The sequence below is a fragment of the Streptomyces sp. NPDC002328 genome (genome assembly GCF_042890065.1).
In the GTDB taxonomy this organism is placed as follows: domain Bacteria; phylum Actinomycetota; class Actinomycetes; order Streptomycetales; family Streptomycetaceae; genus Streptomyces.
Map to the genome: position 1 here is coordinate 1,253,880 of NZ_JBIARQ010000001.1, position 14,774 is coordinate 1,268,653.

Here is a 14,774-nt window from a genome sequence, read left to right on the forward strand (position 1 = left end):
GTTCGACCGGTCGACGAAGAGGCCGTCCGGGTCGGCGAAAGGGCCGTCAGGATCGACGAACGGGCCGTCAGGATCGACGAACGGGCCGTCAGGGAGACTGCTCGCCGCGCCCCGCGCAGAACGCCACCGTCAGGTCCTTCACCAGCGCCTTGCGCTCGTAGTCGTCGAGCTCCACCAGTCCCCGCATGGTCAGCCGGGTCACGGTGTCCTCCACCGAGTCGACCACCGAGGTCAGCACGGTCGCGCGCTGCTGGGCGTCCAGCGCGGCGATCCGGCGGCGGTTCATCGCGGCCGCGACCTCGGGGGCGTACTCCACCCGCACCGGCTGCACCGAGAACACCTCCAGGCCGATCGCGCCCGCGTCCCGCGCCACCCGCCGGGTCAGCGCCTCCCCGGCCGCCTCCACCGAACCCCGGCCCGCGCCCGGCGTCTCCACCGGGATCCGGGCGATCGCCGCCTCGACGCACTCGCGCAGATACGTCTCGTGGTCCTCGACGCCCAGCGTCGCCCGCGCGGTGTCCCGCACCCGCCACACCACGAGCGCCACCACCCGCAACGCGACCCCGTTGCCGTCGGCGGCCGGCATCGGCTCGCTGCGCCAGTGCCGCAGCCGTACGTCGACCCGGCGGCGCAGCAGCAGCGGGTTCACCCACAGCAGCCCGGTGCGCCGGACCGTCCCCCGGTAGCGGCCGAACAGGCCCAGCACCCAGGCCCGCCCGGTCCGCCCCCGGGCGAGCCCGCCGAACCCGAAGAGCCCAAGGGCGCCCGCCCCCGCGTACGCCGCCCACTGCGCGGGGCCGAGTCCCGCACCGGCGTAGGCGGGCAGCCGCAGCGCGTCCACCACCAGCGGCGGCAGGACCCCCGCCCACCAGGAGGCCGCCACACACCCGACCGCGCCGCACGCGCCGGCGGCCACCCCCGCCGCCCCGGGCAGCACCCGGGCGGGCCGCTCCACCAGCGCGGGATCGACCTCGGCGAGCGGCCGGTCCCGGGCCGGCACCGGCCTGCGGAACCGGGGCTGCTCACCCGTCCGGTACCTCGGCTGCTCCCCGGTCCCCCGGAACCTCGGCTGCTCCCCGGTGCCGGCCCGGCTGCCCACCACGGCGGGGCCGAGGGGCACCGGCCGCGGCTCGGGCTCGTCGCGGAACAGCAGATGGACGGGGATCTCGGTGGTCGCCTCGTTCTTGATCAGCCGGACGGGCCGGGGAACCGGACCCTCGGGCTCGGGTGTCTGGGGAGTGGTCGTGTCGGTCGTGCTCATGCGTGCCTCCAGCCTCCGCGCCAGATACGCCATGACAGTGAAGGGATGCCGGCCCGCGAGCAGCGAGGGAAGGGACGCCCGCCCGCGGCACGGCGAGGGGATGCTGCCTACGAGAACAGCCGCCGCCAGGTCTCCGGCCCCGGGTAGCCGTCCGCCGCGCCGCCGCGCCAGCCCTGGGCGCGCTGGAAGGCCTCGACGCCCCGCCGGTCGGCGTCGCCCCAGCGCGGGCCCGGCCCGGTCGCGTAGAACCTGCCGAACCCTTTCTTCGCGAGCTGCCGGCCGAGCTGGGTGACGTACGCGTTGTCGGCCCCCGGCCGGAACATGGCCCGGCCCGGGTAGGGGGGGACCCGGGTGGCGGCGGGGGCGGGCCTGCCCGGGGTGGCAGCGGACGTGGTGGGGGCGGGCGGTCCCGCCGCGCCGACGGGGATGTCCTTGCCCGTGCCGGTGGCCAGCAGCCGCCAGGTGCCCGGTCCGGGCAGCCCGTCGGCGTTCGCGCCGCGCCAGCCCTGGGCCAGCTGGAACGCCTGGGTGGCCCTGCGGTCGGCCTCCGACCAGCGCGGGCCCGGTCCGGCGGCGTAAAAGCGGTCGGCCCCGCGCTCGACGAGGAGCCGACCGAGCAGGGTCACGAACTTGTTGTTCGCGCCGGGACCGAAGTAACCGCCCCCCGGATAGGCGGGGGCCGAGGCGGCGGCGCCCGCGACACCGGCTCCGGAGCCGCCGGAATCGCCGCCGCCCCCGCTGCCGCCCGCGCCGAACTGCCCGCCGTTGGCGACGGGAGCCTTGCCGCCCACCAGGTCCTGCGTCGCCGTGCCCGCGGTCACGCCCTTGTAGCGGTAGGGGACATAACGGTCGGAGTTGGTCCAGTACCCGTAGGGGGTCGCCAGCCGGCGCGTGGTCGGACGGGTCTGCTCGTAGGCGACGTAGTAGGTGTGCGTGCTGTCCGTCCAGCCGCCGAAGAGGACCACGTGCGAGCCGTTCTCCGGGTTGGCCGGGTTGTGGAACAGCAGCATGTCGCCGGGCTGGAGCTCCTCCTTGGTGACGCGCGTCGCGAACTGGTGGAGGCTGCCCGTCCACTCGTTCCCGGTCAACCCCCAGGCCATCGAGACATAGCCCGAGCAGTCCTGCCGGTACCCGTCGGACCAGAACGCGCTCATGCTGTACGGCACCCGCGCCGCCACCCAGGTCTGCGCCCGCCGGATGATCTCCGCCCGGGTCGTCGCCGGCACCTTGACGGTGTCCGCCGGCACGGCCGGCTTGCCGCCCGGCCCGTGCAGCGGCGCCTTGTGCCCCTGAGGGGTCTGCGGCCCGTCCCCTACGGGAACACCCGGCCGGTCGGCGGTGTGCGGGGCGGCGAGAGCGGGCACGACGTGCCCCGCGCCGAGCGCCGCGGAGGCCGCGGTCGCCACGACGAGGGCGCGGTGGGCGGCGGGATGACCGCCGATCCCGGCGGGCAGGGAGCGCGGGCTCACCCGCCGCCAGTGAACGCATCCGGGGCAGTCGCAGTCGCTCGCGGGATCGAATTCCTCGAACACCGGAGTCTCCATGCGCTTCCCCTCACACTCCAGATGGAAATGTCCGCGACTGTACACATTCGTCAGTCTTTCCCAACTGTCCGGCGGTCGCGCCCGCTGACGGTCCGAATGACGTACGCGGGGCCCTCCGCGCGCGTGCGGACATGGTCGGGAGCACCTGCGCACATCCTGTAGAGTTGTCGACGTCAGCAGGCGCCGCTAGCTCAGTTGGTTAGAGCAGCTGACTCTTAATCAGCGGGTCCGGGGTTCGAGTCCCTGGCGGCGCACGACACGGGAAGGCCCCTCGCGGAAGCGGGGGGCCTTTTCGCTGCTCACGCCCCCGTGCCCGTCAGATACGCCGACACGATCACGTTCGCCGTGTAGCTGCGGGTCGCCCGGTCGAAGGTGCCACCGCAGGTGATCAGCCGCAGCTCGGCACGGCCCGGCTCACGGACGCCGTAGGCCTGACGGGCGTCGAAGCGCTCGCGCGGGACGACGGCGACGTCGTCGACGGTGAACTCGGCGATCTCCCCGTCGTCGCGGGCGATCCGGATCGTGCCGCCGGCCTCCAGCGTGCTCAGCTTGTAGAACACCGCCGGCCGGGTCTCGGTGTCGACGTGCCCGACCATCAGCGCGGCGCCCGCTGCGCCGGGACGCACGCCGGCCGCGAACCAGCCGACGACGCCCGCCTGGTCGTAGGGCGGCGGATCGATCGCGCCCCGCGCGTCCAGACCGCGGGCCACGACCGGGGCCTGCACCCCCAGCTCGGGGATGTCCACGCGCCTCGGCAGCGCGCCGCGCAACGGCTCGGCGGCGGGCGGGAGCGGACCGACGTCCGCTCGGCCCACGCCGGCCACGACGCCCGTCGCGGCCGTGGACTCCCCCGGCCGCACGTCGCTCACCTCACGCCCCCACAGCCACAGCCCCAGCAGCAGCAACGCCCAGGCCAGGACGGTCAGGAGACGCCCGGAGGAGCGTTCCCCGTCGGCCGCGGTCATTCCGCTCCGCTGCGTCCACCACGCCGCCGTGCCCTGCGCAGCGCCACGGCGACGGCGGCGGCGCCGGCCAGGACCAGCCCGGTGACGGCGTGGGCGGCGCCGGGCGCCTCGACCCGGCCCTTCTCGGCGGCGGCGAGCGGAGCCGCGCCGCCGCCGCCCGCGAGGACGGGGGCGACGGGGGTGGCGGGGGCGGAATCGGCCTGGCTTTCGCCCGACCCGGCCTGGTTGTCGCCGGACCCGGTGTCCTCGGACCGTCGGGCGGAGCCGGCGACGATCTCGATCTTCTTCTCGATCCGGAAGTCGGCGCAGGTGACCGTCACGTCGTAGGAGCCGGTGCGCAGCGAGGTGCGGATCCGGGTCTCGCCGGCCAGGACGCTGCCGTCGGAGCCGACGAGGCGGGCCGCCGAGACGAAGGCGACGGACGCCGCGGTGCCCGTCCTGCCGCGGCACCCACTCACCTCCAGGGCGACCTCGGAGCCCAGGGAGGGCGCCGACGGCGTCACCGAGACGCCGCCCGCACCCTCCCCGTCCGCCGCGTGGGCCGTCGGGACGAACGCCGTGGCGAGGGCGGCGACCCCGGTACAGAGAGCGACTTTCAGTGAACTCATCGTGAACCTCCCAGCTACCTGGAGGCTCCTCCCGGGCACCGGCCGCCGCACCTCCAGCGGGGGTGCGGCTACGCCGAACGGGTGAGGACGACGGCGCTGGGGCGGCGGCAGCCGCGGTCGGCCGGCCGCCGGGTCAGATCCGGCCGCCGGGTCAGATCCGCTCGACGAGGTCCGCGATCGAGTCGACGACCTGCGACGGGCGGTAGGGGAAGTCCTCGACCTGGTCCGGCCGGGTCAGCCCGGTGAGCACCAGGAACGTCTGCATCCCGGCCTCCATGCCGGCCAGCACGTCGGTGTCCATGCGGTCGCCGATCATCGCGCTGGTCTCGGAGTGGGCGCCGATGGCGTTCAGCCCCGTGCGCATCATCAGCGGGTTCGGCTTGCCCGCGAAGTACGGCTTCTTGCCGGTCGCCTTGGTGATCAGCGCGGCGACGGCGCCGGTGGCGGGCAGCGGGCCCTCGGTGGAGGGGCCGGTCTCGTCCGGGTTGGTGCAGATGAAACGGGCGCCGTCGTTGATGAGCCGCACGGCCTTGGTCATGGCCTCGAAGGAGTAGGTGCGGGTCTCGCCGAGGACGACGTAGTCGGGCTCGTGGTCGGTGAGGATGTAGCCGATGTCGTGCAGCGCCGTGGTCAGGCCCGCCTCGCCGATGACGTACGCCGATCCGTCCGGGCGCTGGTCGTCCAGGAACTGGGCGGTGGCCAGCGCCGAGGTCCAGATGTTCTCGATCGGCACGTCCAGGCCCATGCGGCGCAGCCGGGCGTGCAGGTCGCGCGGGGTGTAGATCGAGTTGTTGGTCAGCACGAGGAACGGCTTGCCCGACTCGCGCAGCTTCTTCAGGAAGGAGTCGGCGCCGGGGATGGGAACGCCCTCGTGGATCAGCACACCGTCCATGTCGGTGAGCCACGACTGTATGGGCTTGCGGTCTGCCATGTGGTGCGTCTCCTGGCGTGCGTACGGGCAGGGGCGGGGGCGCCGGAACCACGGCGTACCGACGCCCCCAGCCTAGTCAGCACGGCGTGATCCGGACCCTGTCGATCCGCCGGTACCCGCTGTCGGCCACGACCTGCACGTCGGCGGCGGTTCAGCGGCGTCGGCGGGCCTGCACCAGGGCGGCGCCGAGCGCGATGAGGCAGACGGTGACGGCGAGGACGGCGGGTGAGGAGAGGCCGGTGAGGGCGAGTTCCTCGGCCTCGTCGGCGAAGGAGGGCAGACCGCCGGCGGACGGGGACGCCGAGGCGTCGGGCTCGGCGGCGGCGCTGTCCGTGGCGGCGGGGCCGGCGGAGGCGCGGGCGGACGCGGAGGCATGGGAGGCGCTGGCGTTCGGCGAGGTGGCGTCCGGGGAGGTGGCGTGGGGGTCACGGGACCCGGAGGAACTGGTCCCGGAGGCGCTGGTTCCGGGAGCGGTGGTCTCCGGGGCGGCGGCCCGGCGTTCGCCCTCGACGGTGAAGCGGTAGTCGTTCGACTGCCCGATCCACTCGCCGTCGTCCCCGTGCCGCTGGACGACCGCCGCGTTGGCGGTGACCTCGTTCCGCACGGCGTCCGAGGTGAGCGCGAGACGCAGCTTGACGGTGAGGGTCTTGCCCGGCGCGACCGTGAAGCCGGGGAAGGGGGTGGGGCCGGGGGCGGGCTCTTCGCCTCGACCGGCGGGCTGGTCCATGAGGGCGCCGACGAGTTCGTCCTCGTCGGTGGTCTCGAAGCGGACGGGGTGCGGAGCGCCGTCGGCGTAGAACTCCAGCCGGGGCTGCGACGGCTCGAGCGCGCGCTCGGCGTCGACGAGGACGACGACCGGGTGGACTCCGGTGCAGGTCCGGCGGGTGGTGTTGGTGAGGTCGAGATACCAGGTGCCGTAGCCGCCGCCGGCCCGGTAGGAGTCGGGGCCGCCGTGGAGCCGGCTGGTGAGCGGGAAGTCACCGGCGTCCGCCCCGGCACAGGACGGCCCCGGCGCCGCGTACGCGGCCGAGGGCACCGACAGGAGAACGGCGGCTGCGGCAAGGCAGAGGGGGACGGGCGTGCACAGTCGCATGAACATATGACCTAGCCGGACGGACGGTGCTACCGGGCCGCGCCGCACCGCACGACGGTACGAAGTCCCCTCGTTCGGCGGGCCCACCCAGCCCGTCCGGCGCTTGAGGACGAGGGCCAGTGCGGAGGCCCACCCAGCCCGTCCGGCGCTTGAGGGCGAGGCCCGGTACGAAGGCCCACCCAGCCCGTCCGGCGCTTGAGGACGAGGCCCGGTACGAAGGCCCACCCAGCCCGTCCGGCGCTTGAGGACGAGGCCCGTTCAGGGCCGAAGCGGGGGTCTGGGGGCGCAGCCCCCAGGTACGGGACGGGAAGGGTAGGGGCGGCGGGGGCGAACACCGCTTGCGCCACCGCAACCGCCCCCGCCGCACCCCTCAGCCGCCCGCCCGCCCGAACACAGGCGCGAGCAACAGTTGCGCCGCCCCCTCGGCCACCCCACGCGCCCCGCCCGGGGCGAGGCGCACCGGCACCGGCCCCTCCGGGGCGCCCTCGCGCTCGGCATGGGCGGCGAGGATCCCGGCGACCCCCTCCACAAAGGGCCCCGGCGCAGCCGCGATCGTCCGCCCACCCAGCAGCAGAAGATCGATGTCCAGGAGCCCCACCAGATTCGCCGCGGCAGCACCCAGCACCCGAGCCGCCTCCCCCACGTCCCCCCGCCCGATGGCCGCGAGGCACAACGCCTCGACGCACCCCCGGTTCCCGCAGGGGCAGGGCGGCCCGTCCAGCTGGATGACCTGGTGACCGAACTCGCCGGCCCCCGTCCGCGCCCCCCGGTGCACGCTCCCGCCGATCACCAGCCCCGCGCCGAGGCCCGTACCGAGATGCAGATAGGCGAAGGAGCCGCGTTCACCGCCGACGGCGAGACCGAGCGCGGCGGCGTTGGTGTCCTTGTCGACGACGACCGGAACCCCGAGCCGCCGCGCGAGCGCGTCCCGCAGGGGGAAGCCGTCCCACTCGGGAAAGCCGGTGACGCGGTGCAGCACTCCGCGGACATGATCGAGCGGACCGGGCAGCGCGACACCGACACCAAGAAGGGCGGCGGCCCCCCGCCCGGCCCCACGCGCGGCGGAGTCACCCCCAGCCTCCCCCGCAGCGACGCCCAGCACCTCACCCACCACCCCCTCCGTCTCCCGCACCACCGCCCCCACGACGGCCTCCGCCCCCGCCCCCAGGTCCAGCGGGACACACCGCTCCCCCACCACAGCGCCATCGAGGTCGGCCAGGACCACCCGCAGTTCGTCGCGGTCGAGATGGACGCCGACCGCGTGCCCGGCCTCGGGCACCAGCCGCAGGACGGTCCGCGGCTTGCCGCCCGTGGAGGCCCGGCGGCCCGCCTCCGCCGCGAACCCCTCGTCCCGCAGCCGCGCGGTGATCTTGCTGACCGCCTGCGGGGTGAGCCCGGTGCGCTCGGCGAGTTCGAGCCGACTGATGCCGTCCGCCCCGGCGGTGCGCAGCAGGTCGAGCACGAGCGCGGCGTTGTGACTGCGCACCCCGAGCAGATTCGCCCCCACGACTCCCCGCCCCGCCCGCCCGGCCACCCCACCGGAAGCACCGGCCTCCCGCCTCACCCCGCCACCCCCGCCCTCAAGGCCACCACACCCCTCCCCGTCACCGCCACCGCGCCCCTCACCCTCACCGTCGTCCATCCTGCTCACACCCCATTCTCCCCCGCGCTTGCACTTTGGCAACAGCGTTGCCAAAGTGGGCCTTATGACTGCTGCTGGCACTCCCCTCCGCGTAGGCCTGATCGGCTACGGCCTCGCGGGCTCCGTCTTCCACGCCCCGCTGATCGCCGCTACCGAGGGCCTCGTCCTCGACACGGTGACCACCTCGAACCCGGAGCGGCAGGAGCAGGCCCGCGCCGGGTTCCCGGACGTACGCGTCGCCGCGACCCCCGACGAGCTCCTCGCCCGCGCCGACGAGCTGGACCTGATCGTCGTCGCGTCCCCGAACAAGACGCACGTGCCGCTCGCCACGGCCGCCCTGAAGGCGGGCCTCCCGGTCGTCGTCGACAAGCCGGTCGCCGGCACCGCCGCCGAGGCCCGCGAGCTGGCCGCCCTCGCCGAGGAGCGCGGCCTGCTGCTCTCCGTCTTCCAGAACCGCCGCTGGGACAACGACTTCCTGACCCTGCGCAGGCTCCTGGACGAGGGCGAGCTGGGCGACGCCTGGCGCTTCGAGTCCCGCTTCGAACGCTGGCGCCCGCAGCTCAAGGGCGGCTGGCGGGAGTCCGGCGACCCGACAGAGATCGGAGGTCTGCTGTACGACCTCGGCAGTCACGTCGTCGACCAGGCGCTGGTCCTCTTCGGCCCCGCCGCCTCCGTCTACGCCGAGTCGGACGTGCGCCGGCCGGGCGCGCAGGCGGACGACGACACGTTCATCGCGATCACGCACGCGAACGGCGTCCGCTCCCACCTCTACGTCTCCGCGACGACCGCACAGCTCGGCCCCCGTTTCCGGGTGCTGGGCTCGCGCGCGGGCTATGTGAAGTACGGCCTGGACCCGCAGGAGGCCGCCCTGCGCGAGGGCGCGCGCCCCGGCGCGGGCTGGGGCGAGGAACCCGAGGAGCTGTGGGGCCGCGTCGGCTCCGGCGAGTCGCCGCTGACCGGCGGCGGAACCCCCGTGCCGACCCTCCCCGGCGACTACCCGGCCTACTACGCTGCGGTGGCCAGGGCACTGATCGAGGGCGGGCCCAACCCGGTGACCGCCCTGGAGGCGGCCGCCGCCCTGGACGTCCTGGAGGCGGCCCGCCGTTCGGCACGAGACGGAGTGGCGGTGACGCTGTGACCCACGAGATCACCCCGAAGTTCACCCCGGAGATCACCCCGACCCTGGAGGAGCTCCAAGCCCAGGAACGGCGGCTGGTCTTCCGTCAGTTCACCTACGACGACGCCTGGGCGCTGGGCTCCCTGCTGGTGGAGCTGGCCCGGGAACGTCAGGCCCCGGTCGCCGTCGACATTCACCGCGCCGGCCAGCAGCTCTTCCACGCGGCCCTGCCCGGCTCGGCCCCCGACAACGACGCCTGGATCGCCCGCAAACGCCGGGTGGTGGAGCGCTACGGCGCGTCCTCCTACCTGGTGGGCGCCCGGCACCGGGCCAAGGGCACGACGTTCGAGGAGTCCTCCCGCCTCGACCCGGACGAGTACGCGGCCCACGGCGGCTCCTTCCCGATCAACGTCGAGGGCGTGGGCGTGATCGGCGCGGTCACGGTCTCCGGGCTGCCGCAGCTCCAGGACCACCGGTTCGTGGTGGAGGCGCTGGAGGAGTTCCTCAGCAAGCGACGCTGACGGGGCCGGAGGACGGGGCGGGGCGGGGGGCTGTGCCGGTGTGCGGCTCCGCCCCGTGCCGGCGTGCGGCTCCGCCCCGCGCCGATGTGCGCCCCCAGCGGAGCGTCACGCGTCTTTGAACTCCTGCCGTTGCCGCCCCAACCCCCCGATCTCCAGCTCCACCACATCCCCGGCCCGCAAGTACGGCTTCGGCTCGGGCCGCCCGAGGGCCACCCCCGCCGGCGTCCCCGTGTTGATGACGTCCCCGGGGTACAGGGTCATGAACTGGCTGACGTAGCGCACGACTTCGCCCACCGGGAAGATCTGCTCGGCCGTCGTCCCGTCCTGCTTCAACTCCCCGTTGACCCACAGCCGGAGGGACAGCTCCTGCGGGTCGCCGACCTCGTCGGCCGTCACCAGCCACGGCCCCAGCGGGTTGAACGTCTCGCAGTTCTTGCCCTTGTCCCAGGTCCCGCCCCGCTCGATCTGGAACTCCCGCTCGGACACGTCGTGCGCCACCGCGTACCCGGCCGCATGGGCGAGCCCCTCCTCGGCCGACTCCAGGTAGCGGGCCGTACGGCCGATGACGACCGCCAGCTCCACCTCCCAGTCGGTCTTCGCGGACCCACGCGGCACCAGCACGGTGTCGTACGGCCCGACGACGGTGTCCGCCGCCTTGAAGAAGACGACGGGCTCGGCGGGCGGCTCGGCCCCGGTCTCCCGGGCGTGGTCGTGGTAGTTCAGCCCGATGCACACGATCTTGCCGATCCGCCCGACCGGCGGTCCGACGCGCAGCCCGGCCGGGTCCAGCTCGGGCAGCTCGCCCACGTCGGCGGCGGCCCGGACCCGGCCGAGCGCCGCGTCGTCGGCGAGCAGCGCGCCGTCGACGTCGTCCACGACACCGGACAGGTCCCGCAGGGCGCCCCCGGCGTCGAGCAGTGCGGGGCGCTCCGCGCCCGCCGGACCGACTCGCAGCAGCTTCATGATCACAGTCTCCCTCGATGGGCGGGCCGCGCCCGCCGACGGGCGCAGCCGTACGGGCGCAGCCATCGGAGGACTGGTCGATCCTCCAAGCCGGCAGTCCACTCCGCAAGACCCGGTTCACGTACTGGACCGTCACCGGTCACCGATAGAGGAACGCCCGCTCCACCGCGCTCCACGCCGTGCTGGTGACCAGGTACAGCCCGGCGGCCAGCGGGACGACGGCCACGGTGACGAGGGTGAAGAAGGACAGGAACGGCATGACCCGGGTGACGGCGGCGACGGCGGAGGCGGTCGCGGCGGCGGAGTCGGGGGCGGTCCCGGCCCCCGGCAGGCCCTCCGCGGCAGCCGCCATCGCCGGGTTGTCCGCCATCATCCTCTTCGTCTGCCGGTAGCTGAACGTGGCGACGGCCGCGACGAGGGCGAACAGCGCGAGATAGACCAGCCCCGCCCCGCCGAAGATCCCGTCGGCGGAGAGGGCGTCGGTCCAGCGGTCGCCGAGGGGCGCGTCGAGCAGCCGCTGGGTGAGCAGCCCGTTCGTCTCGCCGCCGATCGTGGAGTGCGAGAAGACGTAGTAGAGGAGGAGGAAGGCGGGCGCCTGGAGCAGGCTGGGCAGACAGCCCGACAGCGGCGACACCTTCTCGGCGGCGTGCAGTTCCAGTACCGCCTTCTGGAGCTTCTCCGGGTTCCGCGCGTGCTTCCCGCGCAGTTCGGCGATCCGCGGCTGGAGCGCGGCCCGCGCCTTCTGGCCGCGCGCGGCGGCCCGGGACAGGGGGTGGACGAGCAGTCGTACGAGCGCGGTGAACAGGACGATCGCAACGGCCGCCGCCGAGGCGTCGAACAGGGGTTCGAGCAGATCGGCGAACCGCTCGACGAGGTGGACGAAGGCGGACGGAAGCGCGGTCAGGAGTGCGGACATGGGTGAGGAGCCCTCCGGGGGTCTCGTCGTGCCGGAAGAGGTGCTGTCGGCATGACGACCCGCGCGGGGTCACACAGCGGATGCGGTACGCGGCGCTCGACCGGAGCCGGAGCCCGCGACAGCCGGGATGTGCCCTACGCGACGGCCGTCGGGAGGGCGAGACCGGGCGCCCTGGGCTTGGGCCGCCCGGAGGCGTCGGGATCACGTTGCGGCAGGAAGGCCGTACGACGGTCCCGGTCGCGGATGGCCGTACGCACCCGCGTGGGCGCCACGGCGGGCGCGCACCGGGCGGCGATGAGACGGCACACGGCGAAGGCCGCGCCGGCGGCGGCGGTAGCGGCGGTGGCCGTCGCGGCGAGGGCGACGGTGACGGCGAGTCCGCCGGCGTCGAGGACGGCGAGGCCGAGGAGGACGAACAGGAGCGTGGCTGCGGGGCGCAGGCGCAGGCTGAGCCGACCACTGGTCACAGCCGTTCCTCCCCGCGTCTCGTCCGGTCCTACTTGTATACCTGATCGCGCGTGCGTCAGGGGAGCCGTGTCGACACCAACGTCGCCCACACCACCAGGCGGTACCGGGAGGTGTACTCCGGTGTGCAGGTGGTGAGCGTGAGGTAGTGGCCGGGACGGCTGAACCCGTAGGCGGGATGGACGAGCGACCGCGGCACGGGCCGCAGGACGCCCGAGTCACGTGCCGAGGTCTGCGCCAGGACGAGATCGACGGCGTACGTGTACGTCCCGGCCGCCGTCCGCACCTCGACGGTGTCCTTGGCCCGCAGCCGGTCGAGATACCGGAAGGGCTCGCCGTGACTGTTGCGATGCCCGGCGAGCGCGAAGTTGCCTTTCTGGCCGGGCTGTTGGGTGCCGGAGTAGTGGCCGGCGTACCCCTTGTCGAGAACGCCCCGCTTGCTGGTGCCCTCGGCGACGGGGACGCGGAGACCGAGGCGGGGGACGGTGAGGACGGCGTAGGCCTGGGAGGGGGCGGGGTCGCGTCCGGAGGATGAGGTGTCCCCCTCGCCACTGGAGCCGCCGGAACCGCCCGAACCGCCGTACGGGCCGGAGTCGTTGGAACCGCCGGAACCGCCGGGGTCGCCGGAACCGCCGAGGTCGCCGTCGGCACGGCCGGAATCAAGTCGCCCCCCGCCCCCGTCCCCCGCCCACTCCTTTTCCAGCGCCTCCACCTTCCGCTCGGCGCCCTCCCGGGCCTCCCGGTTGGTCCACCACAGCTGATGGACGACGAGCAGCAGCCCCAACACACCCACGGTGACGAGGAGTTCGGCGCCCGTCCACAGAACGCGCCGGCGCCGGGCGCGTCGCCGCCGGGTGCCGTGCTCGACGACGGAGATCCGCATACGGCGCATACGGGTCACGCCCCCTCCCTGACGGGCCGGCCGCCCGCAAGATAAGGGCAGCGGGGCGAGGTCTCCAGCCCCGTACGCGAAGGAACGCGGTCGTCACCCCTTCCTCCACAGGTTTGAGAAAGGGGCGTCGGAACTCTCGACAACACCGCGCGCCGCACCCGATGCTTCGTGACGCGCGCACGCACTCACATCCCCCCCGCGAGTCACGGGCCCGGTTCGGGACGGCCGGTTCCGGCTCGGTCGAGTGAAGCGGAGAAGTCGAAGATGATCCGACGCAGAACACTGCTGGCCGCCACCGGCGGCGCGGTACTCGGCAGCGCCCTGGCGACCGGCACGGCCCACGCCGACGCGACGATCGCCGTCAACCCGTCGACGTCGTACGGCACTTGGGAGGGCTGGGGCACTTCCCTGGCCTGGTGGGCCAACGTCTTCGGGGCCCGGGACGACTTCGCCGACCTGTTCTTCACGACGAAGTCGGTGGCGTACGGCGGCAGGACGCTGCCCGGCCTCGGCCTGAACATCGCGCGCTACAACCTGGGCGCGTGCAGTGGGAACACCGTGAGCGGCGCGTCGATGGCGGTCTCCCCCAACATCCCCGGCTTCAAGCAGATCGAGGGCTTCTGGCAGGACTGGAACAGCGAGGACCCCGCCTCCTCGGCCTGGGACTGGACGGCGGACGCCAACCAGCGCACGATGCTCCAGAAGGCGACGCAACGGGGCGCGATCACCGAGCTGTTCGCCAACTCCCCCATGTGGTGGATGTGTCTGAACCACAACCCGTCGGGAGCGGCGGACGGCGGCAACAACCTCCAGTCCTGGAACTACCGCCAGCACGCCTCCCACTTGGCGGCGACGGCCCTGTACGCGAGGAACAACTGGGGCGTTAACTTCGCGACGGTCGACCCCTTCAACGAGCCGGCGTCGTCGTGGTGGACGGCCACCGGCACTCAGGAGGGCTGCCATCTGGACCCGGCGGTGCAGGCGGCCGTACTCCCCTACATGCGCAGCGAGTTGGACAAGCGGGGCCTGACCGGCGTCCGGATCGCGGCCTCCGACGAGACGAACTACGACACGGCGCGCTCGACCTGGTCCTCCTTCGGCTCCTCGACGAGGGCCCTGGTGAGCCAGGTGAACGTGCACGGCTACCAGGGTTCGGGCGGACGTCGGGACCTGCTCTACACGGACGTGGTGACGACGTCCGGCAAGAAACTGTGGAACTCGGAGACCGGCGACGGCGACGGCACCGGCCTGACCCTGGCGTCGAACCTCTGCTACGACTTCCGCTGGCTGCACCCGACGGCCTGGTGCTATTGGCAAGTCATGGATCCGTCGGCGGGCTGGGCGATGATCGCGTACGACGCGGGCACGCTCCAGCCGACGACGATCCAGACCAAGCACTACGTCATGGCCCAGTTCAGCCGCCATATCCGCCCCGGCATGCGGATCCTCGACACGGGCGTGAGCTACGCGGCGGCGGCCTACGACCCGACGGCCCGCCGCCTGGTCATCGTCGCGGTGAACACCTCGGCCTCCGCCCAGACCCTCACCTTCGACCTCTCCCGCTTCTCCACCGTGACCGGCGGCACGGGCGGCCTGGTCCCCCGCTGGAACACGGTCACGACGGGCGGCGACCAGTACCGGGCGTACGCGAACACGTACCTGAGCGGGAAGTCGGTGGCGGCGTCGTTCGCGGCGAAGTCGGTGCAGACGTTGCAGATCGACGGGGTGACGATCTAGGGGGCAGGGACCGGGCCGGGACGCCACAGATCACCGAATGCCGCTGAAGGCTGCTGAAGGGTGCTGAAACGTCCTGGCCTGCGGGTCTCACCTTTGACACCGGTGGGCAGTACGGTGTC

Annotated in this window: 14 protein-coding genes and 1 tRNA gene; 4 read left to right on the forward strand and 11 right to left on the reverse strand. The window is 73.7% G+C overall.

Features of this window, described 5'->3' with window-relative positions; translation table 11 throughout:
* Positions 1-88 precede the first annotated feature (88 nt).
* Both ACFYX4_RS05560 and ACFYX4_RS05565 read right to left on the reverse strand, forming a co-directional pair.
* Positions 89-1,261, reverse strand: coding sequence for an SPFH domain-containing protein (locus tag ACFYX4_RS05560; RefSeq protein WP_389326201.1), 1,173 nt, complete (start codon positions 1,259-1,261; stop codon positions 89-91).
* A gap of 107 nt (positions 1,262-1,368) precedes the next feature.
* Entirely contained in the window at positions 1,369-2,805 is a 1,437-nt protein-coding gene (locus tag ACFYX4_RS05565; RefSeq protein WP_389326204.1) for a peptidoglycan-binding protein, read from the reverse strand.
* A 180-nt stretch (positions 2,806-2,985) separates the two neighbouring features.
* Here ACFYX4_RS05565 and ACFYX4_RS05570 point away from each other — a divergent pair.
* Positions 2,986-3,059: transfer RNA gene (locus ACFYX4_RS05570), tRNA-Lys, on the forward strand.
* 45 nt (positions 3,060-3,104) lie between these two features.
* On the opposite strand, the gene ACFYX4_RS05575 is transcribed toward ACFYX4_RS05570, so the two are convergent.
* The 5 genes from ACFYX4_RS05575 to ACFYX4_RS05595 form a co-directional block, all read right to left on the reverse strand.
* Positions 3,105-3,770, reverse strand: coding sequence for a class F sortase (locus tag ACFYX4_RS05575; RefSeq protein WP_389326207.1), 666 nt, complete (start codon positions 3,768-3,770; stop codon positions 3,105-3,107).
* Entirely contained in the window at positions 3,767-4,378 is a 612-nt protein-coding gene (locus ACFYX4_RS05580) for a hypothetical protein (RefSeq protein WP_389326210.1), read from the reverse strand. Before ACFYX4_RS05580 ends, ACFYX4_RS05575 begins: the two co-directional genes overlap by 4 nt.
* A gap of 151 nt (positions 4,379-4,529) precedes the next feature.
* Positions 4,530-5,309 (reverse strand): HAD-IIA family hydrolase, encoded by a 780-nt coding sequence (locus ACFYX4_RS05585; RefSeq protein ID WP_389326213.1) that lies wholly within the window; start codon positions 5,307-5,309, stop codon positions 4,530-4,532.
* Between the two features lie 151 nt (positions 5,310-5,460).
* Positions 5,461-6,408, reverse strand: a complete 948-nt coding sequence (locus tag ACFYX4_RS05590; RefSeq protein WP_389326216.1) for a hypothetical protein — start codon at positions 6,406-6,408, stop codon at positions 5,461-5,463.
* A 364-nt stretch (positions 6,409-6,772) separates the two neighbouring features.
* Complete coding sequence (locus ACFYX4_RS05595; RefSeq protein ID WP_389326219.1) at positions 6,773-7,909, reverse strand: ROK family protein; 1,137 nt, start codon at positions 7,907-7,909, stop codon at positions 6,773-6,775.
* Positions 7,910-8,108: 199 nt separating this feature from the next.
* On the opposite strand from ACFYX4_RS05595, the gene ACFYX4_RS05600 reads away from it, so the two are divergent.
* Both ACFYX4_RS05600 and ACFYX4_RS05605 read left to right on the forward strand, forming a co-directional pair.
* Positions 8,109-9,182 (forward strand): Gfo/Idh/MocA family oxidoreductase, encoded by a 1,074-nt coding sequence (locus ACFYX4_RS05600; RefSeq protein WP_389326222.1) that lies wholly within the window; start codon positions 8,109-8,111, stop codon positions 9,180-9,182.
* Positions 9,179-9,682: a heme-degrading domain-containing protein gene (locus ACFYX4_RS05605; RefSeq protein ID WP_389326225.1), complete on the forward strand. Its 504-nt coding sequence runs from the start codon at positions 9,179-9,181 to the stop codon at positions 9,680-9,682. The genes ACFYX4_RS05600 and ACFYX4_RS05605 overlap by 4 nt, the downstream gene beginning before the upstream one ends.
* A 105-nt stretch (positions 9,683-9,787) precedes the next feature.
* Here the strand turns inward: ACFYX4_RS05605 and ACFYX4_RS05610 are convergent, their stop codons facing one another.
* The 4 genes from ACFYX4_RS05610 to ACFYX4_RS05625 all read right to left on the reverse strand — a co-directional run bounded on the left by ACFYX4_RS05610 (position 9,788) and on the right by ACFYX4_RS05625 (position 12,918).
* Positions 9,788-10,645, reverse strand: a complete 858-nt coding sequence (locus ACFYX4_RS05610; protein WP_389326228.1) for a fumarylacetoacetate hydrolase family protein — start codon at positions 10,643-10,645, stop codon at positions 9,788-9,790.
* A 139-nt stretch (positions 10,646-10,784) separates the two neighbouring features.
* Entirely contained in the window at positions 10,785-11,561 is a 777-nt protein-coding gene (locus tag ACFYX4_RS05615) for a YidC/Oxa1 family membrane protein insertase (RefSeq protein WP_389326231.1), read from the reverse strand.
* 134 nt (positions 11,562-11,695) lie between these two features.
* Positions 11,696-12,028: a DUF6412 domain-containing protein gene (locus tag ACFYX4_RS05620; RefSeq protein WP_389326234.1), complete on the reverse strand. Its 333-nt coding sequence runs from the start codon at positions 12,026-12,028 to the stop codon at positions 11,696-11,698.
* A 56-nt stretch (positions 12,029-12,084) separates the two neighbouring features.
* Complete coding sequence (locus ACFYX4_RS05625; RefSeq protein WP_389326765.1) at positions 12,085-12,918, reverse strand: class E sortase; 834 nt, start codon at positions 12,916-12,918, stop codon at positions 12,085-12,087.
* Between the two features lie 264 nt (positions 12,919-13,182).
* Here ACFYX4_RS05625 and ACFYX4_RS05630 point away from each other — a divergent pair, with 264 nt between their 5' ends.
* The gene (locus ACFYX4_RS05630; RefSeq protein ID WP_389326237.1) at positions 13,183-14,655 is read left to right on the forward strand and encodes a glycoside hydrolase; all 1,473 of its coding nucleotides are present in this window, start codon (positions 13,183-13,185) and stop codon (positions 14,653-14,655) included.
* Positions 14,656-14,774: the final 119 nt, after the last annotated feature.